The 21,480-nt window shown below is 33.7% G+C and carries 20 protein-coding genes; 16 read left to right on the top strand and 4 right to left on the bottom strand.

Annotated elements, in window-relative coordinates:
• Positions 1-48: 48 nt before the first annotated feature.
• Positions 49-774, bottom strand: coding sequence for a YdjY domain-containing protein (locus FMG_RS08360; RefSeq protein WP_012291221.1), 726 nt, complete (start codon positions 772-774; stop codon positions 49-51).
• 165 nt (positions 775-939) lie between these two features.
• Between FMG_RS08360 and FMG_RS08355 the strand changes: the two genes are divergently transcribed.
• On the top strand, positions 940-1,200 hold the full coding sequence (locus tag FMG_RS08355) for a G5 domain-containing protein (protein WP_148161024.1): 261 nt from the start codon (positions 940-942) through the stop codon (positions 1,198-1,200).
• 82 nt (positions 1,201-1,282) lie between these two features.
• Positions 1,283-1,867, top strand: a complete 585-nt coding sequence (rbr, locus tag FMG_RS08350) for a rubrerythrin (protein WP_012291219.1) — start codon at positions 1,283-1,285, stop codon at positions 1,865-1,867.
• A 143-nt stretch (positions 1,868-2,010) separates the two neighbouring features.
• Here the strand turns inward: rbr and FMG_RS08345 are convergent, their stop codons facing one another.
• Positions 2,011-2,598, bottom strand: coding sequence for a type IV toxin-antitoxin system AbiEi family antitoxin domain-containing protein (locus FMG_RS08345; protein ID WP_012291218.1), 588 nt, complete (start codon positions 2,596-2,598; stop codon positions 2,011-2,013).
• A gap of 412 nt (positions 2,599-3,010) precedes the next feature.
• On the opposite strand from FMG_RS08345, the gene FMG_RS08340 reads away from it, so the two are divergent.
• A complete protein-coding gene (locus tag FMG_RS08340; RefSeq protein ID WP_012291217.1) occupies positions 3,011-3,664 on the top strand; it encodes a YitT family protein in 654 nt (217 codons plus the stop codon).
• A 27-nt stretch (positions 3,665-3,691) separates the two neighbouring features.
• On the opposite strand, the gene FMG_RS08335 is transcribed toward FMG_RS08340, so the two are convergent.
• On the bottom strand, positions 3,692-3,883 hold the full coding sequence (locus FMG_RS08335) for a DUF4177 domain-containing protein (RefSeq protein ID WP_012291216.1): 192 nt from the start codon (positions 3,881-3,883) through the stop codon (positions 3,692-3,694).
• Positions 3,884-4,022: 139 nt separating this feature from the next.
• Between FMG_RS08335 and FMG_RS08330 the strand changes: the two genes are divergently transcribed.
• From FMG_RS08330 to FMG_RS08290, 9 genes are all read left to right on the top strand, one after another.
• A complete protein-coding gene (locus FMG_RS08330) occupies positions 4,023-5,051 on the top strand; it encodes an FtsX-like permease family protein (RefSeq protein ID WP_012291215.1) in 1,029 nt (342 codons plus the stop codon).
• Entirely contained in the window at positions 5,038-6,081 is a 1,044-nt protein-coding gene (locus FMG_RS08325) for a hypothetical protein (protein ID WP_041250632.1), read from the top strand. Before FMG_RS08330 ends, FMG_RS08325 begins: the two co-directional genes overlap by 14 nt.
• A 2-nt stretch (positions 6,082-6,083) precedes the next feature.
• A complete protein-coding gene (locus FMG_RS08320; protein ID WP_012291213.1) occupies positions 6,084-6,770 on the top strand; it encodes an ABC transporter ATP-binding protein in 687 nt (228 codons plus the stop codon).
• Positions 6,771-6,851: 81 nt separating this feature from the next.
• Positions 6,852-7,730: a CPBP family intramembrane glutamic endopeptidase gene (locus FMG_RS08315; protein WP_012291212.1), complete on the top strand. Its 879-nt coding sequence runs from the start codon at positions 6,852-6,854 to the stop codon at positions 7,728-7,730.
• Positions 7,731-7,852: 122 nt separating this feature from the next.
• Complete coding sequence (locus FMG_RS08310; protein WP_012291211.1) at positions 7,853-8,941, top strand: cysteine desulfurase family protein; 1,089 nt, start codon at positions 7,853-7,855, stop codon at positions 8,939-8,941.
• Positions 8,934-10,034 (top strand): tRNA 2-thiouridine(34) synthase MnmA, encoded by a 1,101-nt coding sequence (gene mnmA, locus FMG_RS08305; RefSeq protein ID WP_012291210.1) that lies wholly within the window; start codon positions 8,934-8,936, stop codon positions 10,032-10,034. The genes FMG_RS08310 and mnmA overlap by 8 nt, the downstream gene beginning before the upstream one ends.
• A gap of 111 nt (positions 10,035-10,145) precedes the next feature.
• A complete protein-coding gene (locus FMG_RS08300) occupies positions 10,146-10,406 on the top strand; it encodes a type II toxin-antitoxin system RelB/DinJ family antitoxin (protein ID WP_012291209.1) in 261 nt (86 codons plus the stop codon).
• Between the two features lie 81 nt (positions 10,407-10,487).
• The gene (locus tag FMG_RS08295; protein ID WP_012291208.1) at positions 10,488-10,910 is read left to right on the top strand and encodes a hypothetical protein; all 423 of its coding nucleotides are present in this window, start codon (positions 10,488-10,490) and stop codon (positions 10,908-10,910) included.
• A gap of 60 nt (positions 10,911-10,970) precedes the next feature.
• Entirely contained in the window at positions 10,971-11,327 is a 357-nt protein-coding gene (locus FMG_RS08290; protein WP_012291207.1) for a hypothetical protein, read from the top strand.
• Between the two features lie 30 nt (positions 11,328-11,357).
• On the opposite strand, the gene FMG_RS08285 is transcribed toward FMG_RS08290, so the two are convergent.
• Positions 11,358-11,879: a cysteine hydrolase family protein gene (locus tag FMG_RS08285; protein ID WP_012291206.1), complete on the bottom strand. Its 522-nt coding sequence runs from the start codon at positions 11,877-11,879 to the stop codon at positions 11,358-11,360.
• A gap of 164 nt (positions 11,880-12,043) precedes the next feature.
• Between FMG_RS08285 and FMG_RS08280 the strand changes: the two genes are divergently transcribed.
• From FMG_RS08280 to FMG_RS08265, 4 genes are all read left to right on the top strand, one after another.
• Positions 12,044-13,693 carry a putative manganese-dependent inorganic diphosphatase gene (locus FMG_RS08280; protein WP_002838702.1) on the top strand — a complete coding sequence of 550 codons (1,650 nt, stop codon included), beginning with the start codon at positions 12,044-12,046 and terminating at the stop codon, positions 13,691-13,693.
• A gap of 19 nt (positions 13,694-13,712) precedes the next feature.
• Positions 13,713-14,666: a ketopantoate reductase family protein gene (locus FMG_RS08275; RefSeq protein WP_012291205.1), complete on the top strand. Its 954-nt coding sequence runs from the start codon at positions 13,713-13,715 to the stop codon at positions 14,664-14,666.
• 244 nt (positions 14,667-14,910) lie between these two features.
• Entirely contained in the window at positions 14,911-20,736 is a 5,826-nt protein-coding gene (locus FMG_RS08270) for an FMN-binding protein (protein WP_012291204.1), read from the top strand.
• Entirely contained in the window at positions 20,733-21,416 is a 684-nt protein-coding gene (locus FMG_RS08265) for a ferric reductase-like transmembrane domain-containing protein (RefSeq protein ID WP_012291203.1), read from the top strand. The genes FMG_RS08270 and FMG_RS08265 overlap by 4 nt, the downstream gene beginning before the upstream one ends.
• Positions 21,417-21,480: the final 64 nt, after the last annotated feature.

Genomic DNA, 21,480 nt, shown 5'->3' with positions numbered 1-21,480 from the left:
AGCCGTAAAAAGCCTACCTTTTTAAATAGAGAATTTTAAATGAAATGGTTAGTTAGCTAGTTTGTATGTGATAACAACAGGTGTTTTATCGGCTGGAACAGAATCAGCCAAAGTGTATTTAACTCCGTCTTTTTCGTCAGCGCCAATTAATTGTGATGCGTTTGAAGTTATTCCCAAAGGACAACTTTGCAAACATGTCATACAACCTGTGTTCATATCTTTTGCTGGTTTTTGGTTACCACCAAATCTGATGTCTATTTCTTTTCCTGAAGAATCTTTGATAACATCGTTAATTCCTAATTCATTGTCAGAACCTTGGAATTTGAATGTAAGATCAATCTTATCACCCTTAACAGCTTCTTTTCCCATGTTCTCCATAGTAACGTTGTTACCTGGTTTTGCACCGATTTTTTCCAATGCATCATACAAATCATTTTGGTTTGCATATGATACAAACATAGATTGTTCGTTGTTCTTACCAGATTTTGCTACGATAGCGTGCATTGTGCTTTCTTTTTTGAACTTATCATTAACTTCAGCATAAACTTTGATTTGCTTTTTAGCTTCGTCAACAATCATAGGATTATCAGCTGTTGGTTCTTGTGCTTCTTCCTTCTTTTCTTCAGTTTTTTGTTCAGTTTTTTCTTCTTTCTTTTCTTCAGTTTTTTGTTCAGTAGAAGAAGCTTGTTTGTTATCTTCCTTAGAACATCCTGCAAAAACTAAACTTGCCATTAATAATAATGCCAAAATCTTAAATTTTTTCAATAAAGTCATCTCTTTTCTCTAATTATTCATTTGTTTTGTTCCTATTGATATTATAGCTATATTTTATCATAGTTTTCAGCGTTCATTTATTGCAATATCTAATAAATAACATACTATTTATAAGCTGAGTAAATAAATGAAATCTACGATATAATAATAAATGAGGTGATGAGCGTGAAAAAATACGGAGAAGACGTGGCAATTGTAGAAGAAAATCCTAAGATTGAAAAAATTTATGACAATAATTTGCGCCAAGGAGAAGAAATTGTAATAAAAAAAGGAACACCTACAATTAAAAAATTGTACTACGAAGATATCAACGGACAGCCTACTATTAAAAAGGAAGAAATAATCGAAGAAGGCACTCCAACAGTGATAAAAGTCGGAACAAAAGGAATTATTAACGATTTGAATGTCCAAAAATCAGATATATAATGTGATAAAATTCTTGGTTTGTGGTATAGTTATATTAGAAATGAATTGTTAAATTCATTCAAATTTACAAGGGGGAAATATTATGGCAAGCTTAAAAGGTACAAAAACAGCTACTAATTTAATGGCAGCATTTGCAGGGGAAAGTCAAGCAAATATGCGTTATACATATTTTGCTAAAACAGCAAAAAAAGAAGGATACGTTCAAATTTCTATGATATTTGAAGAAACAGCAAGAAATGAAATGGCTCACGCAAAAAGATTCATGAATTTTTTGAGTGAAGATTTACAAGACTCTGAAATAGAAATCGAAGCAGGATTCCCAGTTCATTTAGGAGACACTAAGAGTAACCTTAAATCTGCAGCAGAAGGAGAACATTTCGAAAACTCTGAAATGTATCCAGAATTCTCAAAAATTGCGAAAGAAGAAGGATTCAAGGAAATCGCACGCGTATTCACTGAAATCGGAGAAGTTGAAGAAGCTCACGAAAAAAGATACAGAAAATTATTAGAAAACATCGAAAAAGAAAAAGTATTCGAAAGAGAAGAAGTATACTTATGGAAATGCAACAACTGTGGCTACATTCACGAAGGTAAAACAGCACCTAAGAAATGTCCAGCATGTGATCACCCACAAGGATTCTTCGAAATCTTCAAAGAAACTTATTAAAATTAGACAATACTAGTAAAATTCAAAGTCCTCAAAGGCTCTTTTAACCTTTGAGGACTTTTTGTTTTAAATATTACTAGTTTGTCTTAAGTTGTTATTTTTTGCTAAATTTCTTATCTTTGCCTTGATACTTTCAATATTAATCACGACAATACCTCTATATATTTTCTTATGTCTTCTTCGATGTTGAAAATCCTGCTGTATTTAATAAGTTTTCTCAGATTTTTGTTGTTTGATTTGAAATATCTTGTAATTGCATCCGTGAAAATTTGAGTATCAATTTTTTTCCTATTTAATACAACATCACAAATCGTCCTTTCCACATCGTACACGTAAACATTATTACCTAAAGGAGTTTCGATTTCTGATAAACCCACATCAAAAAAATCTTTTTGAACATAATGTAATTTCAAATTCTTATATCTTTTTTTAATGTGACTGGCATTATAACCTTGAGGTACAGATATATGAAAAATATTTGGAGTTCTGTCAGATAAATCATGAAGATATAATGCTGTTTGATGTGAAAAAACAATTCTCTTGCTTTTTGAAGAAATTAAAACAAAATCATCTGTTAATTCGCCTTTTACTTGGTATACTCCAGGTCGTAGCCTTTCCAATTTGCCAACATTTGATAAATCTGACAAAAATTGTCTGTGATAGCCAAGTTTCATCGCATCTTCATTTGTAATTATTGAATTATTTTCTAAATGATTTTTCAATGCATTCATATATCTCACCGTCACTTTCGCTTTAATTATACAATATTAAAGCGAAAGTGTAAACAATATACACAAATCATACCAAAATTTTTCACACAATTTTCCAACATTTAACTAAAAAAGTTGACAATTAGCGAAAAATAGTATATAATTTCTCTGTAAATAATTATCTATGGGTACCAAATATAATTATTTGGTAGTTTTTATCTGATGACTATTGCTCGATAAAGAGCCTGGAAAGGATCTGATGTGATACTCTTATAGGCTAAAAAGAACAATAAGGTTCAGAGTTTTTACAAGAAAAAATCAGCAAACAAAAAAGCATCAAAACCAGAGATTGCAAAGGCAAGTTAAACTTGAACCGCAGTCTTTTTTTCGTGGTCAATTTTAACTTCCTAATTTCTAAACGGGGGAAGATAAAATGCTTAGTAGAATGCTAAAATTTTTCGGATTAACTAAAAAAGGATTAATAAAAATAATTTTAGGATGCGCAATAATGGCGTTCGCAGTAGTGAACGTACATAAACAATCAGGAGTAACAGAGGGCGGAGTGCTTGGAATGATGTTGTTCTTGAACAAAGTCTTCGGATTTGATCAATCAATAACATCAGTAATATTAGATGTAAGCTGCTACGTTCTTGGATTTTCAATAATGGGATTTGATTTTGTGAAGAAAGCTTTCGTAGCCACAATGTCATTTGCCGTATTTGCGAAATTTTTCAATATTATAGGGCCAGTGTTACCAAGTATGTACGATATGCCATTGTTAGCAAGTATTGTCGGAGGAATCTGTATCGGATTGGGATGCGGACTTGTAGTAAGTGAAGGTGGAGCAGCAGGTGGAGACGACGCATTGGCAATGACGATATCCACAAAATCGGGACTCAAAATATCATTAGCGTATTTGTTCTCGGATATAACAGTGTTGGCACTGTCACTTTTATACATTCCAGTTGACAGAATTATGTTCTCACTTTTGACAACTGTAATATCATCATTTTTGATAGGACAATTCGAAGTAGAACTATCAAATCCAGAAATCAAAATGGCAAATCAAGCCATATCAAAAGCTTAAATCAATCAAGCCTAGTGCTTGATTTTTTTATTGCTCACATTCTCTTTCAAACACCAAATCAATTTTAGGATTGTATCCAATACCGATTTTAGTTTTATTGATAGTAGTCACAAACCTAAAACCTTCCTTCGCATAATCATCTATGATTTTTTTATAATCATCTGATGCTAATCCACAAGTTCTCACTTCAACGTATTTGTATTCGTATTTTCGTTTCATAATAATCTCCTCAATTTATTTTGCTGTTAATAGATTATTACCCAAAATTTTAAAATAATATATCAAATGATTTACAAATACAATAATAAGATATATAATCGGGTTAAGAAAACGGTGTTCAAAATCAAAGGAGGGAGATATGAGACTTAAAGACAATAAAATAATAATCCTATTGATATTTCTGACTAGTTCGATACTAATATTTGGATTTAATTATTTATATGGAAACAACAGAAAACCTTCTCCTTATTTTATGAGTGACAAACTTATAGCTTTTGAATCAAACAATAATAATCATAGCCTTGACTTTCTTAATATGAATGAAAACATATCAGTTGTAGCTGAAATAAAAAACTCCAAAGATGTTGCAATATATGATCCAGTGATGAAATACTATATGGGTTCTACAAAAATAATTAATCCAGCTTTATTCAGATATTTTTCAAAAGAAGATTACCAAAACAAGAATAATGTGTCTATTTTGATATATCCAGTGATTGATTTTGTAGAAGGGAAAATATCAGAATACGATAAAAAAGAAGTAGAAGATAATTATCATACTGAGATAATTAATATGTTTGATGTTCAATCTTACATTGCTAATGATGGAAAAGTCGATGTAGTGAGAAATCTATTCACAATTAAACCAGAAAATATTTCAACACTTTACATAGATTCTAGTGATGACAAGTCATTGAAATCTATTGCAGAATCTCTTGAAAAAATAGGATATAGAAGAAAAGAAATCAAAATGTACGACAAGCTTACTTTGAGGGATTTAATAAAATCATATCCAGAATACAAGGTGTATGCTCAGTTTATTACTAATAGTACGGTCATGGCATTGGCAATGTATGCAATTTCATTGTGGATGTTTTTGAACAAATACAAGAAATTCGTAATTGTAAGTGCAAATTTTGGTGCAAAACTGAAAGACATCATGAAGATGTTTATTGAAAAAGCCTTGGGGTATAGTTTTATAACATGTGCAATATCAACAGCATTGACGTATGGATATCTTGCAATTATTAATGAAAACAAAATCACGATTTTTCTTATATTGCAATTGCAGATTATTCTAATAATATTGACTGTGATGTTGAGTGCTTTAAGAGCTAAACTCAGCTACAATGAGTTTGAAAAAGAGGTCTTGTATGATAAGAGATAATATTAAACTAGGACTAATGGATGTTTTCAGAAATAAAGTTGTGTCTTGTTTGATGATTCTTTTAATTTTCTCATTGGGAACAATTGTGGAATCTGCAACAGATGCTTATTTGAGAAATACGTTCGTAAAATTTCAATTAAGTGAACAGCCTTCATATAGCACTGTTGTGTTACAGACAACTGATGATAAGGGATACGATTATTCGAATACTTATGGAAAAAAACTGGACAATATATTTTCGAAAAACGGGCACACTTATACCACGAATTCATCACTTTGTAGAAATTGCGATACAGATATAATTGTGTTGTATGGAAAATTCAACAAAAACACTAATAGCAGAGTTTTTTGGTTAGTTGATAGTAAAAATGTGACTGACTTGAAGAATGAGGCGGAATTTGAAGTGGTTACTCATGATGCGATGGACTATGATATGATGAATCAAGAAATCAAAAGCTATATTGATTATGACAAAAGAGTATTATTGGAGATAAAATCTGATAAATATAAAAATGTTAGTGGCTACAAGTTTGGTGATTCAGATATACTTGATTTAATTGAGAATGCAAAGTTTTCAGAAGATGAGATAAATAAAGGTGTTGATAGGGAATTTGAGAAGATTTTCGATGGGAATAAGCTAATGGTCATTAATAATACAAATAAAAAATACGACGACGATGAAAATACATACATCCTCAAATACATTGTTCCGTATTGTCTGATTATGACTGTGATAACAATATTGGGTTTTGTGATTTTCTTCAAATATATGTTAAAAAGCCTACAAAAAGAATATAAAATCCACATTTTATCAGGAGCTAGAACCAAGGATATTATGGCACGAAACTCCGTTTTCGTAGTTTTAGTAAATGTTGCAGCATTCTGTTTGCTTTTCGTATTAAACGGATTTGCAATTAATACTTTTTCGGTAGTGGCGTTTATTTACATGATTTTATGTATATTGATATTAGAAATAGTTATGTATTTGATTTTGAAAAAAAGCGATCTGATTGATTTGATAGGTGATTGATTATGATAGAAATAAAAAATTTGACCAAAAAATTCAGCACAAATGGTGAAGAACTTCTTGTATTGGATAATGCTGAAATGAATATAAATGATGGGGACAATATCATTATTTCAGGAGAAAACGGAGCAGGTAAGACTACTTTTTTGAAGATTGTGGGTTTGTTGGATAGGAAATATTCAGGAGATTATATTTTGGATTCCAAATCAGTTGGGGATTTTACCGAAAAAGATATGTCTAAATACAGAAATGAAGTGTTTGGGTTTATTTTTCAGGAATACAATTTGATAGAATCAGAGACTACCTACGATAATATTCTCATACCATTGATTTATTCATCGAAATACAAGAGAGCTGACAGGAAAAAAAGAATTCAAGAGATTAGCGAAGAATTTGAAATAACGGAGATTTTGAACAAAAAAGTAAAGTATCTATCAGGAGGAGAAAGACAAAAAGTGACCATTGCAAGAGCTTTGGTGAATGAGCCGTCTGTTATTCTGATGGATGAGCCTTCAAACACACTTAATCTGAGAATGAAGGACAAGCTGATAGAATATATCGAAGTTTTGAAAAGAAAATCAAAAACTATTGTAGTTGTGAGTCACGACAAGTATTTGACTGATAATTTGAAAAACAAAGATTTTATGGAATATGAACTGGAAGATGGAAAGTTTCACAAAGTTGGGGAATAATTTTAACGATTAAATCAAGCCTAGTGCTTGATTTTTTTATTGCAAGAAAATTTGGGTATATATAATTAACTGGAGGTTTTTATGGAGAATACAAAAAAACTAAAATTTTCTAATCTTTTGATTGCGATTTTACAAGGAGTTATCCTTTTACTTTTGTTCGTGATTCCAGAGCTTGTTGTTGGAGTGATTGGAGGAGTTGTTGCCAAGCTTATAGGATTTGATGGTAATTTCCAAGATTTTTATGTGAAAAATGGGGCGGTTTTTCTTTTATGTGGACAAATCCTGAGGATTATTATTTTCCTTTTAATCATTAAATTTAGAACGAAGATTTTTCAAACGAAATACAATAGGGATTACTTAAAGAAAAGAAAGATTACTTTTTCTGAAATCGTGAAGCTTTTCGTGGTGGGAATTGGTCTTATTGGTCTTATCAATATTACTGTTGCTTTGATGATGTATTTGGGCAAATTCTTCCCACAAATTGTGGCAAGCCTTGAAGTTTACAACAAGGCATCTGAAGAATTGATGAAGGGTAATATGATGTTGTCGGTTCTTGCTATTACGATTTTCGCTCCGATTTCAGAAGAGTTGATGTTGCGCGGGACTTTATTCACAGAAAACGAACGACTTCTTCCTTATAAATGGGCGATTATTCTGAATGGGATTGTGTTCGGAGTGTTCCATTTTAATTTGTTCCAAGGAGCGTATGCATTAATCGGAGGGATTGTGATTTGTGCCGTGTATTATTACACAGAAAGCATTTACGCATCCATTCTTCTTCACATGATTAACAACACTTTCAGCATGGTTATTTCTTCGAATGAGGCTGTGGTGCAAAGTTTTGCTTCGATTTTTGGGATAGTAATGCTTGTGTGTATGGTTTTGATGTTTGTTTTCTTGAGGGATTTCAAGAAGAAGAGAGAACTCAGACATTTGAATTACGAAGATTTAAAAGAATAGATTTGAAATTATCGACAAACCTTGATGTGTAAATTCGCATTGAGGTTTTTTATTGTGGGAAATTAGTGTTGATTTTTTTGTTGAAAAACTATAGTATAATAGCATGTAAGAGAGGTTAGATTATGATTTATTTGGATTATGCGGCGACATCTTTGAAAAGGGTGGAGCTTATTGAATATATTATGAATAATATGATGGATTTTGATGCGAATGCTGATAGTATTCACAAAATGGGAAGGTTATCGAAGAAGACTTTGGAGAATTCCCGTCATGAGATTGCGAAGTTTTTGAATACTTCTGATGATAGGATTGTATTCACAAGCGGTGCGAGTGAATCCAACAATTATATTATCAATAATTTTTCTGATGAGAATTACGATATTATAACTTCCAAGATTGAACATCCATCTATTTTGAATCCACTAGATCACAACAAATCTAATGTAATTTTGATAGATGCACAACAAAACGGTGTGGTTGATTGCGATGAAATTATTCGAAATATCACACCTAATACAAAGCTAATTATTCTTCAACATGTAAACAATGAAACGGGAGTTATTCAACCTGTTAAAAAACTTGGAGAATATTTGAAGGATACGGAGATTTGGTATCATATCGATGCGACTCAATCGGTGGGTCATGAGGATGTCGATGTTGAGGATTTGCACTGCGATTCGTTGTCGTTTTCGGGACACAAACTAGGAGGACTCAACGGATTTGGGGTGTTGTATATAAGGAAGGATTTGGATAATCTGATTTATGCAGGTGAGCAAGAAAATTACAGGAGAGGTGGCACTTCTTTTGTGATGGGGGCATTTACTTTGGAAAAATCTTTGCAAAAATCTGTCGAAGAACGTGAGTATATTGCAAATTTGAAGAAGACTTTCTTGGATAATATACATTTTGATTACGAAATTAATGGTAATGTGGACAATTCTTCATCTCATATTTTGAACTTGTATATTCCGTTTGAGAAGAATGATTTCTTGTTGACTTATTTGGATATGCATGGAATTTGCGTGTCAGCAGGCTCTGCTTGTTCTGCAGGTAGCATCACGAATTCTCATGTGATTGAGAATATGTTTGATGCTCAAAGGGCAGAACATTCAGTGAGGTTTAGCTTTGGGTTTAAAAATACAGAAGAAGAAATATTGAAAGCAGTAAATGTGTTAAATGATTTGTACGAAAAAGGAAAATACAATGGATAATTCGAAAATAAAAGTAGTAGTAGGAATAAGTGGAGGCGTGGATTCGTCAGTGGCGGCACTTTTGTTGAAACAACAAGGCTATGATGTCGTGGGGATTTTCATGAAAAATTGGGACGAGACAGATGATGATGGCGTCTGCACGGCAGAAGAAGATTACAAGGATGCGGTGGCTGTTGCGAATGAAATCGGCATAGATTATTATTCGATTAATTTTGAGAAAGAATACTACGACAGAGTGTTCACCTATTTCTTGGACGAATACAAAAAAGGCAGAACTCCCAATCCCGACATAATGTGCAACAAGGAAATCAAATTCAAAGCGTTCTTGGATTTTGCGATGAAACTTGGCGCAGATTATGTGGCAACGGGTCACTATGCAAGAATTGAACGAGGTGATGACGGAGTGAAGCTACTTCGTGGGCTTGATAATAACAAAGATCAGACGTATTTTCTAAGCCAACTTACACAAGAGCAAATCAAAAACGTAATGTTTCCAGTTGGAGAACTTCAAAAAAAAGAAGTGCGTGAGATAGCGAAGAAATACAACTTGGCTACGGCTGACAAGAAAGATTCTACGGGAATTTGTTTCATCGGAGAGAGAAATTTTAATGAATTTTTGTCACATTATTTACCAGCAAAACAAGGAAACATAGTAGATGTCGATGGAAATATAATGGGCAAACACAACGGACTTATGTATCACACAATCGGTCAACGAAGAGGACTTGGAATTGGCGGAGATGGAGCAGCGTGGTTTGTATGCGGGAAAAATTTGGCGACAAATGAATTAATCGTATGCCAAGGAGAAGACAACCCACTATTGTACTCCAATAAATTATACGCAAGTCAATTTGAAACATCGCTTAATCATTTGGACAGAAATGAGTTCGATTGTACAGCGAAATTCAGATACAGACAAAAAGACATCAAAGCGCACGTCAAATTCATCGACGATACGCATGTGGAAGTCACTTATGACGACACGAAAGCCGTAACACCAGGACAAGCAGCAGTGTTCTACGACGGCGAAGTGTGCATAGGATCTGCGATAATAGATGAAGTGTACAATGGAGATAAAAAATTAATGGTATAAAACAGTCCACTAGATTGTAAAATCTGGTGGATTTTTTTGAGTGAAAATATTTAAAATGTATGTTATTTGTATGTTGTTTGTGATAAAATAATGTTGAAAGGAGCTGGTATTATGGCACAAACAAATATTAATATAAGAATGGATGAAAATCTAAAAAAGCAATTTGATTCATTTTGTTCAGAGGTTGGAATGAGTATGTCAACAGCTTTTAATATCTTCGCAAGAACAGTTGTAAGACAAAGAAAAATTCCTTTTGAAATATCTACAGAAAAAGATCCATTTTACAGCGCTGAAAACATTGAAAGATTAAAAAAATCCATAGAACAAATGGAAAAAACAGGCGGGACTATTCATGAGGTAAACAACAAGTAGCATCCAATTATTACAAAATGTCAAATAGTGAATAAATTGACGATATTTGTGGTAAATATTGTATAAGAAGGAGAGTAGACTATGCAAAAAGAAGAAATAAAAGAAGCAATTGATGTGTGTGACGATTTAATAATAAAACTTGAAGATGTACTTAACGATTTGAAATCGGCGAAAAACTGGGCTATGGCAGATTTTATATTTGGCGATGGTATGATTGGTTTTTTCAAGAGAAGCAAAATGGAAAAAGCTCAAAGCAAACTTCACTTAATCGAAAATCTGTCACTAAGATTGCAAAAAGAATTGTCGGACATCGACTTAGAATTGAAAGATTTTGGAGATTTGTATTCGATGAAGGAGTTCATGCTTGACATTGTGTTCGACAATCCATTTACAGATTGGAGAATTAGAAAAGAAATTAATCAAGTGTACGATTCAACGTATGAATATTTGGAAAATATTGAAATGTTGAGAGATAACTTAACAAAAGAATACAATAAATTGTAAAAATATTTTGGGATAGGTGTTTAAGTTTAATAGAAAGGTTTACACAAAAGGAGGAGTATCATGAAAAATGATAAGAGATTTACAATTGTGGCAATACTTTTTGCAATATCACTTGTGTGCAATGCGTATTTTCTAACTAACATGACAAAGGCTGACGAAGCTGACACTCATAGAATAATTGAAAGATACGTCAAGGAAAATCCCGAAAAAGAAGACGATACCTTAATTAAAGCTACATTAGAAAAGTTTGCCAAGGACGAAAAACATTTGGTGTTGACTCAAGATGGCAAAGACGTAACCAAACAACACGAAGATAAGCTGTTGGAATTCAACAAAAATAAAGACTACAAAGCAGCCAAAGAATACGTCCTCAATGAAAACATATCAATCGGTTATTCAGATGACAATATAAAATAGAAAACAAAAATAGCAGCCATGGCTGCTATTTTACTTTACTACGACTTGTACTCCTTTGAGTATGTCGAATGTTTCTTTGTTTAGTTTTTCATCGGAGCTATCAGTCAAGTTCTCGTCGACTATGACAGTTGCTTCTGGGTTGAATGTTTTCGCCAATATTGCATTGGAAAGTGTGCAGATGTTGGATACAAGTCCACACAATTCTATTTCTGAGAATTGGTGTTCTCTTAAGTAATCACAAAGTTCAATGCTTCCAAATGTTGGTTTTTCGATTAATATGTCTTCTTTTTCTACTAATTCAGCTACTTTTCCGTACAATTTGTGTCCGTTACTTCCTTTGATGCAGTGTTCTACTGGAAGAAATTTGCCTTCTTGTGTGTTCAAATAATTTTCTTCGTGAGTATCGAATGTGAATATGATTTGTTCATTGTCTTCTCTTGCTTTTTTGATTCTCTCACAGATTCTATCTTCGAGTTTATCTGCTCCGTCAAATCCCAAAGCACCGTCTACGAAATCATTTTGAAAATCTACTACGATTAAAAGTTTATCCATTTAAGTCACTCCTTTAAGTTATTATATCTCAAATACAAAATTTTTTACAATAAGTGTTTAAATTATCAAAAGATTGGTATATAATCATAAAGGTTAGGAAAATAAAATTAAATAATCAATCGGCAGAAAAATAATGTTTGATTGATTTTTATGAAGGAGAAAATATGGATAAAATATATATAACTGGGCACAAGAACCCTGATACAGATTCTATCTGCGCGGCGTTATCTTATCAAGAGTTGAAGAAAAGAACTGGAGAAGAAAACGTCGAAGCTATAAGACTTGGCGATGTCAACAGGGAAACTCAATTCGTGTTGGATTATTTTGGGGTGGATGCGCCTACGTTCATGGATTCGATGAAGCCACAAGTCAAGGATTTGAACTTCGATGTGGCAACATGCGTGTCCCAAAACGCGAGCCTTTACAAAGCGACTAATATTATGCAAGAAAAAAACGTCGCTAGTTTGCCAGTAATCGACATCGAAGAAAGACTTCTTGGAGTTGTATCAATTTCTGATATTACAAAATGTTACATGGAAGTGTGGGATGATCAAATCCTTCGCCACTCAGAAACTCCCGTGGAAAACATCATCGATGTTTTGAGAGCGAATGTTTTGAATATTCCAGCAGAAGATAGGGCATTGTCTGGGAAAATGGTAGTAGGAGCGATGGATCCAAAACAAATGGCGAAGTATTTGGAAGAAGATGACATCGTGATTTTGGGTAATAGAGAAGACTCACAAGTAGATGCGATAGATAAGAATGTGTCCATGATTATACTTACTGGTGGCAATAAATTATCAGATGAATTGATAGAAAAAGCAAAACAAAAAGACATAATAGTAATTTCTACGGAATTTCAAACATACATGGCAGCACGTCTTCTTCCACAATCTGTGCCTGTAAATTACGTCATGACAAGAGACGATGTCGTTAATTTCTCATTGACAGACACTGTTGAAGATGTGAAAAACACAATGTCCAAGACAAGATACAGATCATATCCAGTAGTTGACAATCAAAACAAAGTTGTGGGAAATATTTCCAGATATCACGTTATCAATGAAGAAAAGAAAAAGCTAATCTTGGTGGATCACAACGAAAGAAACCAATCAGTTGATGATATGGAATGCTGCGACATCACAGAAATCATCGACCACCACAGAGTTGCAAACGTCGCTACACAAAACCCTGTTTATTTCAGAAATGAACCTGTTGGATCAACTTGTACAATTCTTTCCAAAATGTTCTTGGAAAAAGGAATTGTTCCTACAAGACAAACTGCGGGATTGTTGTGTTCAGCAATAATTTCCGACACATTATTGTTCAGATCACCGACTGCAACTGAAACAGATAGAATGATTTTGGAAAGAATGGCAAAAATCGCCAACATCAACCCAGAAGAATTTGCGATGGAAATGTTCAAAGCAGGAACATCATTAGAAGGAAAATCACCAGCAGATTTGTTAAACACTGATGTTAAGACATTCAACATCGAATCATACACTTGTAGAGTAGCACAAATCTTCTCAATGGATTTGGATAATCTTGGCAAAATCAAAGACAGTTTACTTGAAGAAATGAACAAAATTAGAAACGACAAGAAAGAAGCTACATTTGTACTAATTCTTACAGACATCTTCAGAGAAGAAAGCGAAGTTTTGGTTTCTGGAATGTTCCAAGAACAATTAGCAGGAGCGTTCGATACTAAAATCGACAACAATTCATTCTTGGCAAAGGGACTTCTTTCAAGAAAAAAACAAATGATCCCAAAACTTAACCAAGCTGTGTTAAAATATATCCAAGAGAATTAATTTGAAAGGGAGAGATAAATTGAAAATTACAATTTTAGGGGCAGGAGCAATGGGTTGTATGCTTGCAAAAGCAATCGAATCTCCTGGTAACGAAGTCAATTTAGTAGATCCATATGAAGCTCACATGGAAAAAATCAGAAAAGATGGAATCAGAATTATCGACAGAACTGGCGGCGAAAGCACAGTAAAAGTAACATCTGCAAGTACATCTTCAGAAAATTTGGAAGTTCAAGATGTTGTTGTAATCCTTGTAAAAGGATACGACACAGAAAAGATTTTGACGGAAAATATGAACATCGTGGGAGATCACACAGTCGTAATGACACTTCAAAATGGTATCGGCAACGTCGACATTTTGAAAAAATACATCAAAGAAGAAAACATCGCACAAGGAATTATGTTCATATCTGCATCTATCGAAGCGCCTGGAGTTATCAGCGCAGGATATGATAGCGATAAAATCAACGTAATATTTGGCGCTATCAATGAAAACCACGACGATAAATTGTTCTACGAAATCGAAAAAGCATTCAGCATGAACGACATCAAAACAGAATTAAATCCAGATGTAGACAGAATTATGTGGAGAAAATTATACATCAACGCAATCTACAACCTACCTTGCGCAGTAATGCATTTGTCCACAAAATACACTAGAACTGACGAAAATTCCGTAGCAATATTGAAGGCTATCTCAGACGAATTCATAGCCGTAACTGACAAATTGGGCTACAATTTCGATGGCGACAAACTTTTCAGAAAATACGTCACAGATGCGTTCGAAGAATACGGAGACATATTGCCATCTGCAGCACAAGACACACAAAAACACAGAAAAACAGAAGCAGAATTCTTGAATGGAGCAATCGTAAGACAAGCGAAAAAACTTGGACTTGAAGCACCAGTTAATGAAACAATCTACAGATTAGCAATGGTTCAAATGAGCAACTACGATAATATGTTTAGTTTGTAAAATAAAATACGACAATTATTGCCACCAATAATTTTGGAATTTATCCAATTTTATTGGTGGTTTTTGTTTGTTAAAATAATAAATCAAATAATTCAACATTAAATTTATTTAGAAAAAGTGTTGTGTTTTTTTAGAAAATTTTCTATAATAAAAAAAGCGATACTGATAATCAAAACCATCCATGAGATTTGAAAAAGTTTTATGATGATATCATGCGCAAAAATTTCTTATAGAAAGGAAAAATATGGAAAGAGAAAAACTAAAGAAATGGTTATCCTTTACTCTTGCTACATTAGTAACAGTTGCGATGGCGTTTTCTATTATTTCTTATAATAAAAAACACAAGATAAATTACGCTACAAACAACAAAACACAAATAGCATCTGGTAGTAATGTAGAGGGATTAAAGGACGGCGAATACGAGGGAAATAGCCAGGGATACGGCGGTGATTTCAAGGTCAAAATTAAAATAAAAGACGGAGAGTTGTCGGCAATTAATGTCGTAACTAACAATGAAACACCTGAATATTACGAAAAAGCATCTGTAATTATCGCACAAATTTTGGAAAAAGGTAATACCGATGTGGACTCTATTTCAGGGGCGACGATTTCATCTGAAGCGATCAAAAACGCTGTAAGAGATGCGCTACATAAAGCTGGTTCAAAAAAAGAAACACCAAAACTAGCAGAAAAAACTCAAAAACATAGCACACCAAATGTAGCCACAAAAGGACTAAAAGATGGAGTGTACGAAGCAAGTTCCAATGGTTATGGTGGAAGATTAGCGGTAAGAGTCACTGTAAAAAACGGCAAATTGACAAATATTGATGTGATTTCAAATAACGAAACGCCGTCGTATTTTAACAGAGCATCTTCTGTGATCGACAGAATTTTAAGCACAGGAAGTGTGAATGTGGATTCTGTTGCAGGAGCGACAATATCTTCAAACGCAATCAAACAAGCAGTATCCAAAGCATTGGCACAAGCAGGTTCCAAAGAAAAAGCGAAGATTTCAAAAGTAAATCCAAACGCAAAATCAGGCAAGAAAAGCATCAGAAATCTTGTCGGAAAAATTTCCGTAGGAAGCAAACAAATAAAAGATGGTCAGTATATCGGAGCTGCACAAGGTTTCAACGGGCCAATCAAAGTAAGAGTTACAGTAAAAGAAGGATCCATTGCGAAAATAGAAATATTATCTCATCACGATGATAATCCATATTTCCAAAGAGCTTCTCGTGTAATTTCGAAAATTCTTGGAAAACCTGGAAAAGCAGTGGACACAGTATCACAAGCGACATACTCAAGCAGAGGAATTATAAATGCAGTCAACAACGCATTGTCCAAAGCAGGAGTCTTGCCAAATGCATCCAAGGGAAAAAAGGCAGAAAATCCAAGACAAAACAACAAAAAGCCACAAAATAAACCGGGAAATAATAACACAAATAGTAGCGGCAAAATAAATAACGCAAAACTAAAAGACGGTCAATTCACAGGAGTTGCACAAGGATTTAATGGTCCAATCACAGTTAGAGTTACAATATCGAATGGATCGATTACAAATGTAGAAATATTATCTCACAGTGATGATGCACCATATTTTGCAAGAGCAATGGCTGTAGTTTCACGAATTCTTGGAAAACCTGGAAAAACAGTGGACACAGTATCACAAGCGACATACTCAAGCAGAGGAATTATAAATGCAGTCAACAACGCATTATCCAAAGCAGGGGCAGCACCTAATATATCCAAGGGAAAAAAGGCAGAAAATCCAGGACAAAACAACCAAAACCCACAAAATAATCCGGGAAATAATTCTAATACAAATAGCTCTGGTAGAATAAATGACGCAAAACTAAAAGACGGTCAGTTCACTGGAATTGCACAAGGATTTAATGGTCCAATAACAGTTAGAGTTACAGTATCCAACGGATCGATTACAAATGTAGAAATATTATCTCACAGTGATGATGGACCATATTTTGCAAGAGCAATGGCTGTAGTTTCACGAATTCTTGGAAAACCTGGAAAAACAGTGGACACAGTATCCACAGCGACATACTCAAGCAGAGGAATTATAAATGCAGTCAACAACGCATTGTCCAAAGCGGGGGTTGCGCCAAATATATCGAATGAAAATAAACCAGAAAATCCAAGACAAAACAACAAAGAAGAAGGAAAAGAAAACAACAAAAAACCACAAAATAATCCGGAAGATAATTCTAAGCCTAATAGCTCTGGTAAAATAAATGATGCAAAAATAAAAGACGGTCAGTTCACTGGAATTGCACAAGGATTCAGTGGTCCAATTACAGTTAGAGTTACAATAACAAACGGATTAATCTCGGGTGTAGAAATAGTATCTCACAGTGATGACGCACCGTATTTTGCAAAAGCAATGGCGGTAATTTCAAGAATTCTTGGAAAACCTGGAAAAACAGTAGACACAGTATCCACAGCGACATATTCAAGCAGAGGAATTATAAATGCAGTCAATAACGCATTGTCCAAAGCAAAATCCTCGCCAAACGAATCTGATCAAAAACCAGAAAATAAACCAGAAAAAGAAAATCCAGATAAGAAAAATCCGGAAAAAGAAAATCCAGATAACAATGACAAAGATACGGACAAAAATGGCACACCAAAAATTGACGAAGCTTTGAAAAAATACTACAACGACAATCCACTGAGAGATGGAGAGTATACTGGATGGGGCGTTGGTTACATTAACACAAGGAAAACCAAGACCTACATCAAAGTTAAAAATGGCGAAATAATCGACATCAAAGTAGGAAAAGAATCGGAATACGGAGATGATATGGGTCCATTTAGGAAAAAAGCTGAAAAAGTTTTGGCGTTCTTAAAAGGAAAACAAGGACGATTAAATCTTGCAAAAATGGGATTATACCGTGAGTATTTCGAACAAATTAGAAACAGCAGAGATCCGAAATCAAAAGTAGAACAATTATTTGGCAAAAAATATGGCGTGCTTTTAAATGGACTTTCTGGAAATAACATTAAAACAGAATCTGATTTGACGCTACTTTCAAGAGCCGTAAAAGCGTACATGTCAGACAAATACAACTCAAAAGAAATGTTCGATAGTATATCAGGTGCTACCGTAAGCGCAAGTGGAATTGCACAATCCACAAGAGAAGCGACAGAAAAATCGTCAAATGATTACAAGAATAATTCAGATGTCAAAGAAATCGCCATCATATCACCTAAAAACAAAACAATTAAAGTGAACAAAAACGATGCAGCAGATTTCTCTGAAATGGAGATTATTGTGACTAAAAAAGACGGTTCAGCAGAAAAAGTTAGCTGGAAAGATTTCCAATCAAAAGGAATTTCAATTACAGATGACAAGGGCAACATGATTAGTAAGGATTTGTCAAAATATTCCGATACGAACTTAATCAAAGCAAGAGTTGTTCATAAAAAATCATTGTCATACGATGAGTTCAGAATTCTAATCGGAAATTACAGCAAGGATTACATCGTAGGATTGGAATACAGTGCTGACGGAATCAATTGGTACAGATTGGAAAACGCATCAAAAGATTCTGAAAACACAAACAACATTTCAGACAGACAAATAATTGATGCACCAAAATCATTTGAATTTGCGAAAGTGAGAATTCGTGCAGTATCTAAAAACAACAAAAGATATGAATATACAACAACAAACACTGCATTCGACAACGGTCAAGCAAAATATCATCTAGTAGCGAAAGATAATCCAAATCTTCCAAGTGTAATATTCGTAACATTCAAATTATCGGGAAATGAATCGGACAAGAAACGTGTTGAAGACAAAGAAAAAGAAAATGAACATAAAGAAAAAGAAAAACCACGAGGAAAAGAAGAAATAGAAGTAGGTCCAAAAGAAATCGACACAAGTTTGATGGAATCAAGTGGACAAAAATGGATAGAAGGTCAAGAGATAAGACCGGCCACAGTAACAAGTCTTTTAAAGGGTGCAAATATATTGCCAGAAATAGAAGGATTGCCAAGAGGATTATCATTTGACGGAAAGACCATATCAGGAACGCCACAAGTAAGCTCAGAAGGTTGGCCTGAAGATAACAGAGGATTCAAAACATTCAAACTAAAATTCAAAGCAGAAAAAGGCGATAAAATTTTAGTAAGAACAATCGAATATTGGTTGTACAGAGATAAAGACAGAGATGGAATATCCGATGATGAAGAAAAAGATCACGGCGAGAAATTCACACCACGAAGAGCTAATGGAAAACCGATAATAGTTAATGGTAAAGCTCCAAGCCTAGAAGAATACAAATCAAGATTCTCAAACATACCAAAAGACGGTTCAGTAGAAGTAAGCTTTAAAAATCAACCAGACTATAGCAAAGTAAGCGAAGTTCCACAAAAAGTAGTCCTACAATTCAAAGCAAAAAATGCAAAAGATGTAGGAGAAGCTTTTGTAATGGTAGTAGTCAAAAAAGCCGCTGAAAATGAAAAACCACAAGGAAAACAAGAAATAGAAGTAGACAAAAATGTAATCGACACAAGCTTAATGGAATCAAGTGGACAAAAATGGATAGAAGGTCAAGCGATAAGACCAGCCACAGTAACAAGTCTTTTAGATGATGCAAAAATATTGCCAGAAATAGAAGGCTTGCCTCAAGGATTATCATTTGACGGAAAAACCATAACAGGCACTCCAGAAAGAAGTGACGAAGGATGGCCAGCAGATGGAAGTGGTTTTAAAACATTCAAACTAAAATTCAAAGCACAAAAAGGCGATAAAATTTTAGTAAGAACAATCGAATATTGGTTGTACAGAGATAAAGATAGAGATGGAATATCCGATGACGAAGATACGGATAACGGAGAAAAATTCACAGCTACATTCTCAAATAGACAACCAATAATAGTAGAAGGTAAAGCCCCAAGCCTAGAAGATTACAAAGCAAAATTCTCAAATATACCAAAAGACGGTTCAGTAGAAGTAAGTGTTAAAAAAGAACCAGATTTCAGCAAAGTAAGCGAAGCTCCACAAAGAGTAGTCCTACAATTCAAATCAAAATATTCAAATAAAGTAGGAGAAGCTTATTTAATGGTAATAGTAAGGAAAGCTGTTAAAAAAGAAATAGAAGTAAACCAAACAGTAATCGACACAAGCTTGATGGATTCTAACGGACAAAAATGGATCGAAGGAAAACCAATCAGACCAGCGACAGTGAAAAGTCTTTTACAAGGTGCAAAAATATTGCCAGAAATAGAAGGCTTGCCACAAGGATTATCATTTGACGGAACGACAATAACAGGAACACCACAAGTAAGTCCACAAGATTGGCCTAATGATAACAGTGGTTTCAAAACAATCACACTAAAATTAAAAGCAGAGAAAGACGGCAAAATATTAGTGAGAACATTGACATACTGGGTGTACCGCGACAAAGACCATGACGGAATATCAGATGACGAAGATGGGGATAATGGAGAAAAATTCACACCACAAAGAAATGGAGTGCAACCAATAATAGTCAACGGAACAAGACCTACAATAGAAGATTTCAAAAAGAAATTCTCCAACATACCAGAAGATGGATCGGTAGAAGTAACGATTGAAAAAGAACCAGATTATACGAAGAAAAGTGAAACACAACAAAAAGTTATTCTTATATTCAGAGTGAAATCTACAAATCAGATAACAAAATCATTCGTATTTGTCAAAATCGTAAAACCAGTCGTGGATGACAAAAAGCAAGAAAAAGAAAATCCTGAAAAGAAAAATCCTGAAAAGAAAAATCTAGAAAAGAAAAATCCTGAAAAGAAAAATCTAGAAAAGGAAAATCCAAAGAAGGAAAATTCTGAAAAACAACCAGACAAAAATACTATTGACAAAAAGTCGGAAAAATCTCAACCAAAAAACGAAAAAACTACAACAAAAACTCCAAATAGTGATCAATCAAACCGAGTTGAACTCAAATCAGTCGAAAAAACTAATGGAAAAACTAACGGAAAAACTGATTCGAATATCGACACAAAAAAGCAAGATGAAAAACAAAAGAATTTGGAAAACTTGAAGGAGGAGATTAGATGACTTTAATAATAGGAATACTTTTCACGATAATTTTTTATAGCTTAACAGCAAAGTCAATAAAAAAACACCCAGTAGCATATTATTTGGGAATGTACGCATGGACGGGACTAGTTGTGTGTTATTATAACATGGGTTACGACAGATACTTGCCAACTTGGTTCAACGAATATTTTATGAAAATATTCTCCAGAGGAATATTTGCAACAGCCACATTTATGATAGTAATGTTCGTAGGAACAGTTACAAAACACAATGATTTTACGAAAAAAATGATGAGCATTCGTGGAGAAATGTCTATAATAGGAAGTTTGTTGGTTATTAGTCACAACATAATATTTGGAATACATTATTTTCCAGTGCTTTTCACAAATCCTTCATCCTTGCCACAAAGAGAACTAATCGCATCAATAATAACAATATTTTTATTGTTGATGCTGATTCCACTTTTTGTTACATCGTTCAAATCAGTTCGAAGAAAAATGAATGCCAAAAATTGGAAGAAACTTCAAAGAATGGCGTATCCATTTTTCATTGGAATTTATGTGCATGTAATGGTGCTTTATTCAAATGATTGGAAAGCACACCTCTCTGGAGTTATAATCTATACGATTATATTTGCAAGCTATGTGATATTGAGATTAAGAAAATCAATGTATAAGAAGAAAAAAACACAACGATAATTTGTATTAAGCTGATTGTATAATAAAAAATATCAGAGTTTCTATCAAAGATAATCTCTGATAT

The sequence above is a fragment of the Finegoldia magna ATCC 29328 genome, from assembly GCF_000010185.1.
GTDB lineage: Bacteria > Bacillota > Clostridia > Tissierellales > Peptoniphilaceae > Finegoldia > Finegoldia magna_H.
Note: the sequence above shows the minus strand (reverse complement) of the source record. Positions and strands in the feature narration are given on the sequence as shown.